The 16,359-nt window shown below is 55.1% G+C and carries 11 protein-coding genes; all 11 read left to right on the top strand.

Going from position 1 to position 16,359, the window contains the following annotated elements; genetic code table 11:
• The first annotated feature begins 119 nt into the window (after positions 1–119).
• Positions 120–752 (top strand): FMN-binding negative transcriptional regulator, encoded by a 633-nt coding sequence (locus tag U869_RS0119155; RefSeq protein ID WP_029987574.1) that lies wholly within the window; start codon positions 120–122, stop codon positions 750–752.
• Between the two features lie 42 nt (positions 753–794).
• Positions 795–1,748: a DNA-binding protein YbiB gene (gene ybiB, locus U869_RS0119150; RefSeq protein ID WP_025120941.1), complete on the top strand. Its 954-nt coding sequence runs from the start codon at positions 795–797 to the stop codon at positions 1,746–1,748.
• A gap of 451 nt (positions 1,749–2,199) precedes the next feature.
• Positions 2,200–2,733 carry a cellulose biosynthesis protein BcsO gene (gene bcsO / locus U869_RS0119145; protein WP_025120940.1) on the top strand — a complete coding sequence of 178 codons (534 nt, stop codon included), beginning with the start codon at positions 2,200–2,202 and terminating at the stop codon, positions 2,731–2,733.
• Positions 2,724–3,530, top strand: a complete 807-nt coding sequence (gene bcsQ / locus U869_RS0119140) for a cellulose biosynthesis protein BcsQ (RefSeq protein ID WP_025120939.1) — start codon at positions 2,724–2,726, stop codon at positions 3,528–3,530. Before bcsO ends, bcsQ begins: the two co-directional genes overlap by 10 nt.
• A gap of 17 nt (positions 3,531–3,547) precedes the next feature.
• Positions 3,548–5,662, top strand: coding sequence for a UDP-forming cellulose synthase catalytic subunit (gene bcsA, locus U869_RS0119135; RefSeq protein ID WP_051588659.1), 2,115 nt, complete (start codon positions 3,548–3,550; stop codon positions 5,660–5,662).
• Positions 5,659–8,097: a cellulose biosynthesis cyclic di-GMP-binding regulatory protein BcsB gene (bcsB, locus tag U869_RS0119130; protein ID WP_037408572.1), complete on the top strand. Its 2,439-nt coding sequence runs from the start codon at positions 5,659–5,661 to the stop codon at positions 8,095–8,097. Before bcsA ends, bcsB begins: the two co-directional genes overlap by 4 nt.
• A 36-nt stretch (positions 8,098–8,133) precedes the next feature.
• Positions 8,134–12,123 carry a cellulose biosynthesis protein BcsC gene (locus U869_RS0119125; RefSeq protein ID WP_025120938.1) on the top strand — a complete coding sequence of 1,330 codons (3,990 nt, stop codon included), beginning with the start codon at positions 8,134–8,136 and terminating at the stop codon, positions 12,121–12,123.
• A 2-nt stretch (positions 12,124–12,125) separates the two neighbouring features.
• Complete coding sequence (gene bcsD, locus U869_RS0119120; protein ID WP_025120937.1) at positions 12,126–12,611, top strand: cellulose biosynthesis protein BcsD; 486 nt, start codon at positions 12,126–12,128, stop codon at positions 12,609–12,611.
• Positions 12,612–12,616: 5 nt separating this feature from the next.
• On the top strand, positions 12,617–13,633 hold the full coding sequence (locus tag U869_RS0119115) for a glycosyl hydrolase family 8 (RefSeq protein ID WP_025120936.1): 1,017 nt from the start codon (positions 12,617–12,619) through the stop codon (positions 13,631–13,633).
• 221 nt (positions 13,634–13,854) lie between these two features.
• A complete protein-coding gene (rlmF, locus tag U869_RS0119110; RefSeq protein ID WP_198530680.1) occupies positions 13,855–14,820 on the top strand; it encodes a 23S rRNA (adenine(1618)-N(6))-methyltransferase RlmF in 966 nt (321 codons plus the stop codon).
• A 281-nt stretch (positions 14,821–15,101) separates the two neighbouring features.
• Positions 15,102–16,359 (top strand): PAS domain-containing methyl-accepting chemotaxis protein (locus tag U869_RS0119105; RefSeq protein WP_025120934.1); only part of this gene is annotated, 1,258 nt, incomplete at its 3' end.

Below are 16,359 nucleotides of genomic sequence, written 5' to 3'. Positions count from 1 at the left end.
ATTCCATGCTTGACGGGGAATACATCATTCCATTGTATGTTTACAGATACTATCTTAATCCGCTATGTCGGGTAAATCTCTATACCCAGCGAGCCTCATCAATTAGGAAAACGTGAGCTATGTATCAGGTAGAGTCATTCCGTGAAGACGATGTAGACGCCCAGATTGCCTTGGTGCGAGCTAACCCGCTGGGGCTGATCGTTAGCCAGGGGCCACAAGGGCTGATGGCGGATCCGCTCCCCTTTCTGATTGACCGCGATGAGCAGGGGGAGGTGACGCTCAGGGCGCATCTGTCACGGGGCAATCCGCATTGGTCGGTGCTGCAAGCGGGGCAAGAGTGCCTGGTGGTATTTCAGGGGGCCGAAGGCTATATCTCGCCAGGATGGTATGAAACCAAGCGGCGTACCGGCAAAGCGGTGCCTACCTGGGATTACGCCGCCGTACAGATGTGGGGCACGCCAACGGTCACGCAAGATAGCGCCTGGCTGCGCCAGTTGCTGACACAACAGACAGCGGTGCATGAAGGTAATCAGCCACAGCCCTGGCAGCTTGATGATGCGCCAGCGGATTATATTGCCGCCAATATCCAAGGCATTATCGGTATCGAAATCGCCGTCACCCGGCGTGAAGGGAAATGGAAAATGAGCCAGAACCGCAGCGCTGTGGATATTGACGGCGTGATCGAAGGTCTACGAGGCGGTGACGATAGCCAACAACGGCTAGCAACGGAGGTTGAGCGCCGCCGTAGATAAGGTAAGGTATGCTTAACGCAAACCTTATCCACGGAGCGAGCGATGGATTACAGCACCATTATCAAAGAAATAGGCCGTGGCAAGAACCATGCGCGCGATCTGGATCGACAAACGGCTTTTGAGCTCTATCAGGCAATGCTGGCCGATGCCGTGCCAGCACTGGAGCTGGGGGCCATCCTGATCGCTATGCGTATCAAGGGTGAGGCCGAAGAAGAGATGCTTGGCTTCTATCAGGCGATGCAACAACAGGTGATGCGGCTGCAACCTCCACAGGCCCGCCCGATGCCGGTGGTATTACCCAGTTACAACGGTGCCCGTAAACAGGCCAACCTGACGCCATTGCTGGCGCTGCTGTTGGCCAGGGTAGGGCTGCCGGTCGTGGTTCACGGCGTATTGAACGATAGCACGCGTATTACTAGCGCAGAGATTTTCCGTGAGCTTGGGGTGCCCTGGTCTGAAGATCCTATGGCTGCCCAGCAGCGTTTGGATAACGGAGAACCGGTGTTTATCCCGGTGTCGGCGCTTTCGTCCGCTTTGGAACACCAGCTTGGCCTGCGCTGGAAGATGGGGGTGCGTAACAGTGCCCACACGCTGGCAAAATTGGCGACGCCGTTTGGTGACCATGACGTGCTGCGCATTGCCAGCGTTTCTCACCCGGAATACGTCGAGCGTGTTGCCTCATTTTTCTGCCAGATTGGTGCACGGGGATTGTTGATGCATGGCACCGAGGGAGAGGTTTATGTCAACCCGCTACGTTGTCCAAAAATTCACTATATCGTTGGCGGTGAGCAGCAGATTTTGCTGGAGCGGCCAGAACAGGATGCGTTGGCTGAGGTTCCCAGCGCCAAGGATGCCGTAACGACAGCACGCTGGACTGAACGTTGTCTGGCCGGTGAGGTTGCCATTCCCCAGCCTATTGCCCGGCAGGTTGCCTGCTGCCTGGTAGCTACCGGCCAGGTGGAGACGTTGGATCAAGGATTGATCAGATTACGTTAATCTGGCTTATCATTTCCTACGGCCAGGGGCGAATACACTCGCACCTGGTATTTATCACTGTTGTGTTGGCTATTTTTAGTAAAAAAAATCTTAAATAACTAACTATATATTATTAACCACTTAAATTTTGGCGTGGGCTAGTAGTACATACGTCACGTCAGGGTAAAAACGTTTAAAACTCAGGTGTATAACTTTAAAGAAGTAGATTACACTCAGTTCATCAGCTTTGGGGTCTCGTATGACTTTCCATTGATGGCGGGGGTATACTCCGTCTTGGTTGTAAAAAAGGACTTGTAAGCTACTCTATCTAAACCAGTAAGAAGAGAAGCGCTTAAAATACATAGACGTGTTTCTATTATGTATTTGGGTTATAGATATAGATCACGTTAATTAACATTCGTGATTTGTATGTATTCATACGGTGCGAAGTGTAATCTTATAGGTCTGGATTATGAGCAAATATGATGATGTCCAAGGATTTAAAGATAAGACCAATCTGAAAGATATTGATTATAAAGAATTTCCTCGCGAGGAAACGGCGTCTGCTCTGCACCGCTGGTCTATTGTTGATCAGGTAGCAGGCCAGGGTGCTCTTCCAGCCAGCGGCTCGCAACCAACGCCGATCAATAGTTCGGATCTCGCTGCCAGTACGCCTTTAGATTTTGAGCCGCCTGTGCAAGCCAAGACGGTGACAGCGGATAATAGTGCCTTGCCTGGTCACATGACGCATAATTTTGAACGTTTTGCGCCGCCAGTGGGGCCTACGCTCAGCAAAAGCGCTCAGCCGGAAAGCCCGCGCGCAGCTCCTGCCCAGGGAAACCATTTTAATTCCCCCGCCAGCGTTCTGCCGTCTGCCCCGCAGCCAGAGAGCCAACGTTTTAAACAAATGTTCAGCAAGAAAGCATCTTCCACCGGTGAGGTCATGGATGCGGGCCGTAATACATTACTCAAACCACTTTTAGAGTCTATTGCCTCATGCCGTTAGTCTGCGTTTGTTCTCCGAAAGGAGGGGTAGGGAAAACCACGGTTACTGCTAACCTGGCTTATGCATTAGCCCGTAGCGGCAGTAAGGTTTTGGTTGTCGACTTCGATACACAGAATGCGCTAAGGCTGCATTTTGGTGTGCCTATTTCCGATAACCGGGGTTTTGTTGCCCAGTCGGCGAGTTTATCCGATTGGAGCCAGTTCATTCTTAAGGTCGGGCCGAACCTGTTTGTTTTGCCTTACGGCGACGTGACCGATGAGCAGCGCATTCAGTTCGATGACAATCTGCTCAATGAGCCGATGTTTATTCAGCGTGGCTTGAGTGCGGTGCTGAAAATTCCTGGCATGGTAGTGATTGCTGATATGCCGCCGGGGCGTAACGCGGCAGTGCAGGCGATGCAGTCCGCTGCGGACATGCGCATCATGGTGTTACTGGCCGATACCGCCTCGCTCAGCTTATTGCCCAATATTGAGCAGCATAAGTTTATGAGTGCGCCTGCCAGTAAAGAGGTCGGCGAGTATTACGTGGTAAACCAGAGCGACATGCGGCGTACGTTGAGCAGGGACGTGACGCAATTCTTCGAACAGCGTTTGCAAGACAAACTGTTGGGTACCATCCACCGCGATGAGTGTGTCCCTGAGGCCAACGCATCACAACGGGCGATCATGGATATCAGCCCGGTGTCGGCCGCCGCATTTGATATTGAGCAGATCAGCAAAAAGGTCGCAGTAATTTTAGGACTTAGCGTTGGAGATGGCACGTATCACCACACTACGTCTATTTATGGCTCTTCGTAAGGATTGTCTGGTTAGTTATGAATAAAATATTCTTTTATTTCTTACTGCTGTTGGCCTTACCTTTTATCATGTTGATTATCATTACCCCCATGAGTAGTGATAATCAGTATATTTTTGGTCTGATCTGTATTGGCATCGTGTTTATTTTAGGGGTAAGCAAAAGCAAAAAAGTGACCCTGGTCATGATTGTCCTGTCGACCCTGATGTCATTACGTTACATATACTGGCGCGCCACAGAAACCCTGCATTTCAATAGTACCCTGGAAGCGGTGCTGGGGATCGCCCTGTTTATCACCGAGCTTTATGCCCTGGTGATATTGCTGTTTGGTTATATTCAGACCACCTGGTCATTAAAACGCACCATTGAACCGCTGCCCGACGATACGTCGCTCTGGCCAACGGTAGATGTCTATATTCCCACCTACAACGAAAGTATGGACGTCGTGCGCGATACCATCCTGGCGGCACAGTGTATTGACTACCCGAAAGACAAGATGAAGATCTATGTGCTGGATGACGGCAAACGCAATGAATTTGCCGTATTCTGCGCCGATGCCGGTGTGGGTTATATTACGCGCAATAATAACCATCATGCCAAAGCGGGTAATCTGAATAACGCCATGAAAGTGACTCACGGCGAATTAATCACCGTGTTTGACTGCGATCACGTGGCAACCCGCGCCTTTTTGCAGGCGACGGTAGGCAGCTTCCTGGTGGATGAGCGTCTGGCGTTGATCCAGACTCCGCACTATTTCTATTCCCCGGACCCGTTTGAACGCAACCTGTCAGAGGCGAGCAAAGTCCCTAACGAAGGTGCTCTGTTCTACGGGCCGGTACAGCAGGGCAATGATAACTGGAACGCCACCTTCTTCTGCGGCTCCTGTGCGGTGATCCGCCGTACTGCGCTGGAAGAGGTGGGCGGTTTTGCGGTTGAAACGGTAACCGAAGATGCCCACACCGCGTTGAAAATGCAGCGTCGGGGCTGGAACACCGCATTCCTGGCGTTGCCATTGGCCGCTGGGCTGGCCACTGAACGGCTGGGCTTGCATGTGATCCAACGTACCCGTTGGGCGCGTGGTATGACGCAGATCTTCCGGGTGGATAACCCCTTGCTGGGGCGCGGCCTGACCTGGCAGCAGCGTCTATGCTATCTGAACGCCATGCTGCATTTCCAGTACGGTTTGCCCAGGGTGATATTCTGCGTGGCACCGCTGGTCTATCTGCTGTTCAACCTTAACATTATCGCCTCTTCCGCCGGGCTGATTTTCGCCTATGTGTTGCCGCATCTGGTAATGTCGATCTATATCAACTCCAGAGCCAACGGGCGTTATCGCTATTCGTTCTGGGGGGAAATCTATGAAACGGTGATGTGTTTCCATCTGGTGATCCCGACCCTGTTGACGATGATCTCGCCAAAACATGGCAAGTTTAACGTGACGGATAAAGGCGCATTGCTGGACGTTAACTATTTCGACTCCCATATTGTCCGGCCGCATATTATCGCCGCCTCCTTGCTGTTAATCGGCATCGCCTGGGGCGTGATCCGCCTGGTGATGCCGGATCACTATGGAGCAAACCCGCAGGTTATCTGGCTGAATATTGCCTGGGCCAGTTTCAGTATGATTATCCTGCTGGCTGCCATTGCCGTGGCGCGGGAAACGCGCCAGGTGCGAAAAACCATCCGTGTCGATGCCGCCTTGCCTGCGGTGCTGTATTTTGCCAGCGGTGCGGCGATGCGCACCGAAACCCTGGATCTGTCGATGGGCGGGGTCAAATTGAAAACGCCGGATGAGCGCTTCCTCAACGATCCGATCGAAGAGGTAGAAATATCGCTCAAGTCCGGTGCCGTCAGTTTCCCGGTCGAGCTGATCAATGCCGACAAGTCGGTGACACGTTTGATGTTCAAAGAGATGCCGATTGAAAAACGGCGGGAGCTGGTGCGGGTAGTATTGGCGCGGGCGGACGCCTGGATCCGTACCAAACCTTTCCCACAGGATCGGCCACTGCGTTCGTTGCTGGGCGTCCTGCGCTGCATTTTCGAGCTGTTCTATTTTTCCTGGCGCGATCGTCGGGCCAAAAAGCAAGAGCAGAGACGGCCTGGGATAAAACAGGACAAGGAACAAGCCCTATGAGCCGGGTGAAAACCATGCTGCCAGCAGGCAGAGCTACGTTCATTGCCCTGACTTGCGGCCTGATGTTGGGGATGGGACTTTCTGGTCTGGCGACAGCGGCCGATCCGCAGCCTGCGCCATCCTTTGCCAGCGATAACACCGAGATGCCAGGTTTTCCTACTCTGCCGCGGCCGGTCGATACTCCGCCTGTCGGTACCGTGCCGGGCAGCTCAGAGCAACCCGCTACGCAGAGTGCGCCGCTTGATATCGCTACGCCGCCGGTGACCGTCTTCAACCAGTCGGTCGCATCCACACTCAGCGTGAGCGAGATGGGGCAGACCGCAGGTTTGACGTTGAGCAACTGGCAGCAGCAGTCCGGCTTCACCTTTACCTTACCTGCGGACTGGGTGGTGACGGATGGCAATCTGGTGCTGGATATCGAAGTCTCACCGGCGCTGTTGGGCACCGATACCGAACTGCAACTGATGCTGAATGGGCAGCCGTTGAGCACCCAGAAGCTGAACCAATTGCAGGAAACCAAGGTGAGTTTGCAGGTGCCGATACCGGCGGCCATGATTGTGGCGCACAACAACCTGAGTTTCAGCATCGGTAACGGCAGCAATGCGGCCATGCTGTGCGAAAAGGGCGCGGCCAATAAGTATTGGCTCAAGGTGCTGCCAACCAGCCGTTTGCATCTGGAAAACCAGGTGCTGAATATCAGCCCGAATCTTGGCCGTTTCCCGAATCCGTTCTTCGATCCTCAGGCCATGCAACCTACCCTGGTCGATGTGATCTTCAGCGAAGCCAAACGGCCGGAAGAGGTGGCTGCGGCCGCCATCGTCAGCTCTTATCTGGGGAAAGTCACGCGCCACAATAACCTGGACTTCCAGGTATTGCAGGGCAGCTTGCCCGAGCAGAACGGCATTATCTTTGCACGCCCCGGCGAGCAGATTGGCCAGTTGACGCTGCCACAGGCCGATGGCCCGACCCTGCAGATGATTGATAACCCGCTGAACCCGGTTTACAAGCTGTTGCTGGTGATGGGGCGTAACGCCAGCGAGATGCGTCAGGCAGCCTATCGTCTGGTCAGCCAGCCGTTACCGGAAAAAACCGCCTCGCTGGCGGTGAAACCAGTGACTATTCCCGTGAGCAAGCCCTACGATGCCCCGCGCTGGATCGATACCACCAAGCCGGTCAGCTTTGATAAGCTGGTGGCCAATAATGATGAGTTGACCGTCACCGGCGTTTACCATGACGCGGTGCGCATTGCCTTCCGTGCCGCCCCGGATCTGTTTATCTGGGATGGCAGAAACGTCCCGCTGCAAATCAATTACCGTTTCCCTACCGACAACTGGATCGATGAGAATAAATCCCAGCTCAGCGCCACGTTGAACGGAACTTTCCTGCGTAACCTGTCGATGAACAAGGGCGGGCTGCTGGAGCTTTTGTGGCACCAGTTTGGCGGTGATATTCGCCAGGAACAGTACACCATGGCGCTGCCGCCGTATCTGATTTACGGCGACAACATGCTGGAACTCTATTTCTCTATTGTGCCGAAAAACGGCACCTCCTGTAATCCGGCGGATAGCAACACGCTCAAGAGCCATATCAGTCCCAACTCGTATATTGATTTGAGCAAGACCTATCATTTCACCGAGTTGCCGAACCTGTCTTATTTCGTTGGCGCTTCTTTCCCCTTCTCCAGGCTGGCGGATTTCTCGCAAACCGTGCTGTTAATGGCGGACAAACCAACGGCCAACGAAGTGCGCACGTTGTTGAACCTGACCGCGCGCTCAGGCGCGGCTACCGGCAGTGCGGTTGGCAATATGGATATCCGCTTTGGCCTGCGGGGCAACGAAAGCGAGCTGGATGATTTCAAGGGTAAGGACGTGCTGGTCGTGGCCTCCTTGGCTCAGAGCGCCCTGTATCAGCGGCTGCTACAGCAGGTGCCCTTTGTGCTGAACGATAGCGGTGGATTGGCGGTGAAGGCGCAGCCTACGCTGGAAAAACTGCGCTCCTACCTGAAAGGTAACTGGCGGACACAGGGCATCGACGCCGATCGCTATCTCTCTTCATTGACGGATTGGCGCGGGTTCTTCAGTTTCCGCTCCACGTGGGATCCGCAACGGGTGGTCGTGGTGGCCAGCGCCTCTTCGGATGAGGGGCTGAACAAGATCTATGGCGATCTGAAAGCCTCCCGGATTAACGCCGGGGTGCGTGGCGATCTGGCGGTGATCACCGATCAGAACGGCGTACGCAGTTTCCAGGTTGGTGAACAGTTCCCGAGCGGTGAGCTGCCCTGGTATCTGATCTTTATCTGGTATGCCAGTAAACATGTGGTGCTTTTATCCCTGACCGGGTTGGGGATTTCCGTGGTGTTGGGGCTGGGGCTGTATATTTTGCTACGCAAACATGCCGCCAAACGCCTGGGGAGAGATGCAGAAGATGAAAATTAACACCAGTCTCGACCGGCAGTCAGACAGGAGCCGCCAATGAACCTATTGCTGAAAAAGAAACTGTATTGGGTCTCCCTGGCCGGGCTGACGATTTTTTCGGTGTCGGCTCTGGCGGATGACAATAACCCGGCGCTGAAAGCCTTGTTTCAACAGGCTGCGTACTGGCATGACAAATCGCATGATGAGCTGGCCCAGGGGGCGTTGCAGAAAGTCCTGCTGATCGACGAAAACAACACCGAGGCGATGTATCTGCTTTCCCTGTATGCCATGCAAGGTGGGGATAAAGCCAAGGCCGAAATCTGGCGCAAAAAGCTGAGCGCCGTTGCGCCTAACGATCCTCGCCTCCAGGCGTTGAACAGCACCGAAGCCGCTCCGTCGGTTTCCAAAAACCTGTTGGCGCAAGCCAGGCAGTTGGCGGCCAAAGGGGAGTTTGCCCAGGCGGCTGCGGCCTATCAGACGGTATTCAATGGTAAGACACCGATCGATAATCTCGCCAACGAGTATTACCTCACCTTGGCAGGTTCACCGGCGGTTCGCCAGGAGGCCATTGACGGCCTCAAGCAGCGGCTGGCGATGCAACCTAATGACACGCAAACCCGCGTGGTGTTGGGGAAAGTGTTGACCTATCAGGAATCGACCCGCCGTGAGGGGATCGATATGCTGGCGGCGATGGCTCCGAACAATAACGAAGCGGATCAGGCGCTGAAGCAGGCGCTGCTGTGGCTGGCGCCGCAACCGACCGATAAGCCGCTGTATGATGCTTATCAGCAACGGCACCCCGCGGACAAGGCCGTGGCGGCCTATTTTCAGCAGAATATTACCGGCTCGGCCAAGGGCGTGGGTTTTTCCGAGCTGAATAAAGGGGATCTGGACAGCGCCAAGAACCAGTTTGCCACCATCCTGGCCACTAACCCGAATGATGGTGATGCGCTGGCGGGCATGGGATTTACGGCGATGCGCAGCGGCGACTTCGCACAGGCAGAAAACTACCTTACCCAGGCGGCAAAACAGGGCGGTCCACAGAGTGCACAGTGGGGATCTTTGGCTCAGGAAGCGGCATTCTACGCCACATTGGATAAGGCCAAACAGGCTGCCAATGCAGGCCAATTGGATGAGGCTTTGGCGATCAGTGCCCCTTTGAGCCGGGCCACCGGGGACAAAGGCAGTGCGGTGACGCTGTTCCGAGCCGACTTGGCACGTAAGAAAGGGGACTTCACCGCGTCCGAGCAGATGTATCGTGGCTTGCTGACGCAAAATCCGCAAAACAATGATGCCAGGCTAGGGCTGTATTATCTGTTACAGCAACAGCGCGACAAAGGTCCGGAAGCCGCACAAGTACTGCAAACTATTCCGCTCGATCAGCGACCTAAAGTTGCGCAGGCGGTGGTTGGGGTGAATGTTGATCCTCAGCGTAGGCAGGCCGAGGCCGCCATGGAGAATGGCGATCCGCAGCGGGCGATGATGATCCTGCAACAGGCGCTGGAAAAGCAGCCCTCGAACGTGTGGGTTCGCCTGGATATGGCGCGCATCCTGAACAAACAGGGGCAAGAGTTGCAGGCGCAAACCTTGATCTCCCCGTTGATGCAGGTCGGTGCTTCACCAGACAGCCTGTACGCGGCCGCGTTGTTTGCCTCCGAGCGTGACGACTGGCTGAATGTTTCCACCTTGCTGGCGCGCATTCCGGCGGCAAGACAGAACAGCAGCATGCGGGCTTTGGCTGCCACGGCGTCGGCCAACCAGCAGCGTGCCAGTGCAGAGAACTATCTTCGTCAGGGCAATACGGCCAGTGCGGCGGTCATCTTGCGGCAGTTGGCGCAAAAGCCTCCTGTCGAACCCGCAGCCCTCGGGGCACTGGCGAAAGATCTGATGACGGTGGGGGATACCTCAACGGCGGTGCAGTTGGTGCGTGACAACATGCGCCTGGGCGTTAAAGGTAACGCCGGTGACTATGCGGCCCAGATCGCGGTGCTCAATCAGGCCGGACTCAGTCAGGAAGCCGATGCCTGGCTGAATAACCCGGCGCTGCGGGCGCGCAGTTCAAGTAGCCAGATTGGCCAACTGCGTAACGGTAGCGTAATCAATGAAGCGGATAAACTGCGTTTGCAGGGGCAGTACAGCGCCGCGTATGACAAGCTGATCGGCGCGTTACAGAGCGATCCGCAAAATACCGATATCATGCTGGCGATGGGGCGTCTCTATCAGTCTGGCAACATGAACAAAGAGGCCGGGCAGGTTTACAACTACCTGCTCAGCCGGGACAGCCTGAACCAGGGCGCGCGCGAAGGTGCCGTCGGGGTGGCGCTGTCTGAAGGCGATGTCGATCGGGCCAAACAGCTGTTGCGTGGCCTGTCCGCGCTTAAAACGCCGGATCAGTTACTGTTGGCGGCACGTGTTGCCCAGGCTGATGGTAACTATCCGCAGGCCATGGTATTCCTGCGTGAGGCGAAAAACCGTGTCAATGGCGTAACCGGTGCTCCAGGTGGCGGCTCGGCAGTGATTGGCGGCTTACGGCTGGCGGATAACCCGTTTGCCGCGCAAAGCACGACATCATCGAGCGTTGACACTTCTTCCTCGGCTTACGGTGAGGTGCTGCCTTGGCAGGTGGCCGCTCCGGGTTACGCACGTGCGCCGGTAGCGGTGGCGAAAAACCCGACCTTGCAGCAAATCGACAATATGATCGATGAGGTGCAGAACAAAACGGCCACCTGGATGCAGGGGAATATTTCCCTGCGCGATAACAGCAGTGGTGAAAATGGCCTGAGCAATATCACTGAAGTGCGCAGTCCGATCACCCTGTCTGGTATGCCGTTCGATAATGGCAGGCTCAGTTTTGATGTTACTCCGGTGATGCTGAAGTCCGGCACGCCATCCGACAGTGCTAACAGCCGCTTTGGTACCGGGGCGCTGCAACAGGCCAGAGCGATTGAGGCGGCGACGCAGGCCTCTTTACAGGCTGCACAGACCTCGGCTGCCGCTGCACAAGCCGCCGAACTGCGTTATCAGCAACTGCATGCTGCTCGCGATAGCCTGTGTTCAATCGATGCCACCACGCCGGAATGTGCCGCCGCCACGGTAGCGCAGGATCAGGCCTTTACCGAAAGGCAGACGCTGGCTGGCCTGGTGACACAGCCGAAGACCTTCGGCCCCAATGATATCTATGCCGACTCTCCGGGGCAGCAGCAAGATACCGGGGTTGAGCTGGCGTTGGCGCTAGCCGGTGACAGCTACAAGCTGGACGTAGGCAGTACGCCGTTGGGCAGCAGCTTTAATTCAGTGGTAGGTGGCGTAACCTGGTCACCAAAGCTCAGCCAGCATTCTACGCTGGGTTTGACCGTTGAACGCCGGGCGGTAAAGGATAGCCTGCTGTCTTATGTCGGCACTGAGGATACGATCACCGGCAAGAAATGGGGGGCAGTAACCAAAAACGGCGGCAGCCTGAACCTGGGATTCGATGATGGCGTGGTAGGTGCCTACGGCGGTGCGGGGATTTACAATTACATTGGCGATAATGTGGCCCGTAACAAGGGCGTTACCGGCAATATTGGGGCCTATATTCGCCCTTATAAGGATGATGATAGCGAGTTGAAGGTTGGCGTTAACGTCAATTATATGAATTTTGACAAAAACCTGAGCTACTTCAGCTATGGTCAAGGGGGATACTTCAGCCCGCAGGACTACCTAAGCATCTCGCTGCCGGTGGAATACACCAAAAAGCAGGATAACTTCACCTATATTCTGAGCGGCAACGTCGGTTATCAGACCTATAACAATCAGGAAAGCCTGTATTACCCGAACGATCCACAGCTCCAGGCACAGTTGGAAAACCTGGTCAGCCAGGGTTACGGTGCTGAAGCCAAATATGCCAGCGAGGACAAGAGTGGTATTGGCTACAGCCTGAAGGCGGGGGGGACCTATAAGGTCACGCCAAGCGTGTTGGTTGGGGGGCAGTTGGGTTATGACACTTTCGGCAGCTATTCCGAGAGCACGGCTTTGCTCTATTTTAAATATCTGTTAGATGGAAAATAACCATGCAAGATATGGCTAATACCTCGTATGAGCTTGATTATTATCGCCAACGTCAGTTTAAGGCGGGTTGGCAGGATCTGATTGAAGTGGTGTTCTCCGGCATTCTGGCTTCGGCCGATGATACGGACAGCCGGGATTTTCTGCGTTTGATGGGCAGCAACCTGGCGAAGAAACTGCCGTTACCGGAGGCGGAAACGGTGGGAGAGTTGGAGGATGCCCTTAATGCTCTGCTGCTGCAATTTGACTGGGGCAGGGTGCAGATTGAGGCGAATGGCGAACAGCTGATCCTGACTCATTATGCTTACCCGCACAGCGCCGATCCGGCCAACGAAGACGCCTGGGCACTCTCTTTTGCCACGGTGATGGAGGGGGCCTATGACACCTGGCTGTTGGCTCAGGGCGGTGAACCTCATGTATCCTTGCGCTGGCGCAGCCCGGCCAAGGAAAACACGCTGGTATTTTGCTACAGAAACGAGCAGCGAAGGTAAGCATCATGGCGAAAAGCAGGTTCGGTAAGCTCCGCATAGTCCTGCTTTGGCTGGGGTTGGTATTTTCCTTCGGTACCCAGGCCGCAGATAGCGGCTGGGCGCAATACAAACAGCGTTTTCTATTAGCTGATGGGCGGATTGTCGATACCGGTAATAACAATGTCAGCCATACCGAAGGGCAGGGGTTTGCCATGCGCCTGGCGGTCTATAATAACGATCGCCCCGCGTTTGAAAAACTCTGGCAATGGACCCGCAACACCTTATATCGCCAGGATATCGGCCTGTTTTCCTGGCGCTATGAGCCGGGCAAAGCGCAGCCCATTGCGGATAAGAACAATGCCTCCGATGGTGATATTTTTATCGCCTGGGCGTTGCTGGAGGCCGGGAAGCGTTGGCATGTTCCGGCCTACCTGACCAGTTCGGCGCAAATACAGCAGGCCTTGCTCAAACACACCGTGATCGACTACGCCGGTTATCGGGTGATGTTGCCTGGCGCTAGCGGGTTCACCCAGACCGGTTCGGTGACGGTAAACCCTTCTTATTTTGTCTTCCCCGCTTGGCACGCATTTTACCTAGAGAGCCATTCCCCGGTCTGGAAAAAACTTATCGACGATAGCATGATCATGGTCAGCAGAATGCGCTTTGGCAAACAGCATCTGCCCAGTGACTGGGTCACGTTACGGGCCAGTGGGCAGATGGCTCCGGCCAGCGACTGGGCACCGCGTTTTGGTTTTGATGCGGTGCGGGTTCCGCTCTATCTCTATTGGGATAAGGCCGACAGCCTGTCGATGAGCCCCTTCGCGACCTTCTGGCGCAGTTACGATCGCCGGGCGACGCCTGCCTGGCTGGATGTGCTGAGCGGACAACGCTCCGACTATAGTCAAAACAAAGGGATGAGGTCTGTCAGGGATTTGGCGGTAGGGGATCGAGGACCGTTAACCGATCGTCTGGCACCCGATGAGGATTACTATTCTGCCAGCCTGCATCTGTTGGCCTATTGGGCACAGCGCAGCCAGCTATAGTGTTCGGCAATGGCTATTTCCCCTCACCCCAACCCTCTCCCACAGGGAGAGGGAGCCGATTCGGTGCTGAAGTCAGCCACAGGAGTCAAGTGGTGGCACGATCGGTCCCCTCTCCTTGGGGAGAGGGTTAGGGTGAGGGGCGCTACTTAACTGTCGCAAGCGCCGAGTCAGCCTTTATGCTATCTTACGCGCCAGAAAACCCTTTCAGAGAGCCCTTCACGGTGGAAAAAAAGAAAAGCTTCCCGCAGCAGAAAAGCGGCCTGCATCCGCGCAATCGCCATCGCTCACGCTATGACTTCCCTGCCTTGATCGCTACCTGTCCGGGGTTGGAACCCTTTGTGAAACCGAACTCCTGGGGCGATATTTCGGTAGATTTTGCCGATCCTGCTGCCGTGAAAATGCTCAACCGTGCCTTGCTGCAACATTTTTACGGCATCGAACATTGGGATATCCCGGCCGACTATCTTTGCCCGCCGATCCCGGGGCGTGCCGATTATCTGCATCACCTGGCCGATTTATTGGCGACCAGCAACGGTGGCGAGATCCCGCGTGGTAAAGGCGTGGCGATCCTGGACATCGGCGTGGGGGCCAACTGTATTTACCCTATTATCGGCCAGCGCGAATATGGCTGGCGCTTTACCGGCTCGGAAACCGATCCGGTCTCGTTGGGGGCTGCCAAGATGATCGTGGCGATGAACCCGACGTTAAAAAATACCGTGCGTCTGCGCCAGCAAAAACGGCTGGAGTGTATCTTCGAGGGCATTATCGGCGTTGCCGAGCGCTTCGACGCGACCTTGTGTAACCCGCCGTTCCACGGTTCAGAGCAGGAAGCACGCGCCAGCACCCGCCTCAAGCTGCATAAGTTGGGCAAAGGGGAAGTGGCGGAAAAGCCGGTGCAGAACTTTGGAGGCAAGAACAACGAACTGTGGTGCGAAGGAGGCGAAGAAGCCTTTGTGCGCAAGATGGTGGAAGAGAGCGTCGGCAAAGCGAAGAACTGCCTGTGGTTCACTTCACTGATCTCGAAAAACACCACGCTGCCCGCTATTTATTATGCGCTCAAGCAGGCCGGAGCCGCTGAGGTGCGCACCATTGAAATGGCACAGGGGCAGAAGATCAGCCGCTTTGTGGCCTGGACCTTCCTTGATGCCGAGCAGCAGGCCGCTTGGGCTGCCGAACGCTGGCAGTAATCGCTCGATCGTTGCCGGTACCCACACCGGCAACGACTATTTATTCTGTCGTTCCTTTCATTCTGCCCGGCTTGCGTTATCCTCAATACTGATAATAAATACTGACATTTATTATCAGGTAAAAAATCAATAATAACCTAACGAAATAAGGTTTTTTATCCAGTTCATCTGGAGCATTGTCGTGCGCCATTTTCAGGGAAATCGCGCTTGTTGGTGAGCAAAAGATACAGAAAAAATACAGGGTCCTAGCTGTTAACTCATCTGCCAGAAGGAATTACCCGATGTTTTTAAACCTCCGTCAGTCCAATAGCCCGTGGCGTGCCGAATTAGGTGCCATTGAAGATGCGGTAGCAATGATCGTATTTAAACCCGACGGCACCGTATTACGTGCCAACGATCTGTTCTTGCAAACGATGGGGTTCGAGCGTCAGGACGTGGTTGGCCAGCACCATCGTATTTTCTGCGATCCCAGCTATGTCGCCAGCCCGGCATATCAGCGCCATTGGCAGAGATTAAATAGCGGCGAGGCCATTACCGATAATATTCGCCGTATCCGCAAGGATGGCGAAGCCGTCTGGCTGCAAGGCACTTACACCCCGGTGTTAAATAAACACGGTGAGGTGATGGAGATCATCAAGATTGCCAGCGAGGTGACCAGCCGTATTACTCAGGCCCAGGAGCATCAGAGTTTGTTAACCGCGTTGAACCGCTCAATGGCGATGATCACTTTTTCGCCCACGGGCATTATCCTGGATGCCAACGCCAATATGCTCGATCTGATGGGCTATCGGTTGGAGGAAGCACGCGGCCAGGCGCACAGCATACTGTGTACGCCGGAATTTGCCGACTCTGACGGCTATTATCAGCACTGGCAACGGCTGGCACGGGGGGAGTTTGTGACCGGACGTTTCGAACGCATCAACCGGCGCGGGGAGCGTGTGTGGCTGGAGGCCAGCTACAACCCAATCATTGATAACGAGGGGCGGGTACTGAAGGTGGTGAAAATCGCCCAGGACATCACCCGGCAGACGTTCCAACAGCAGCATGAAGAGGAAATGGTGCGTAACGTGCATCATCTTTCGCTGGGTACCGATAAAACCGCCGCCCAGGGGGCCGTGATTGTTCAGCAGGCGGTGCAGGGGATGCAGCAGGTAGAAGTGGCTGCCCGGCAGACTTCTGACGTGGTCAGCGATCTGGGGCGCTGCTCGCAACAGATCGGCACCATTGTCGAGGCGATCCGCAAGATTGCCGCTCAGACCAATCTACTGGCGATTAATGCTTCAATCGAGGCCGCACATGCAGGCGAGCATGGGCGCGGTTTTGCCGTGGTCGCCAATGAGGTGCGTACGCTGGCTGAGCAGTCACGTAAAGCCGCCAGTGAAATTGAGCAAGTGACCAAAACCATCCAGCAAGGGGTGACTGCCGCGATCAACAAGATGGTGACCTGTGTGGAACAGGCGGGCGGCGGGGTAGCGTTGGCCAAGGATGCTGGCGAGGTGATCAATCAGGTCAATGTCGGGTCAAGTATTCAATGTGTTG

The sequence above is a fragment of the Serratia sp. H1w genome (genome assembly GCF_000633355.1).
In the GTDB taxonomy this organism is placed as follows: Bacteria; Pseudomonadota; Gammaproteobacteria; order Enterobacterales; family Enterobacteriaceae; genus Chania.
This window is presented reverse-complemented; position numbering and strand designations above follow the sequence as displayed.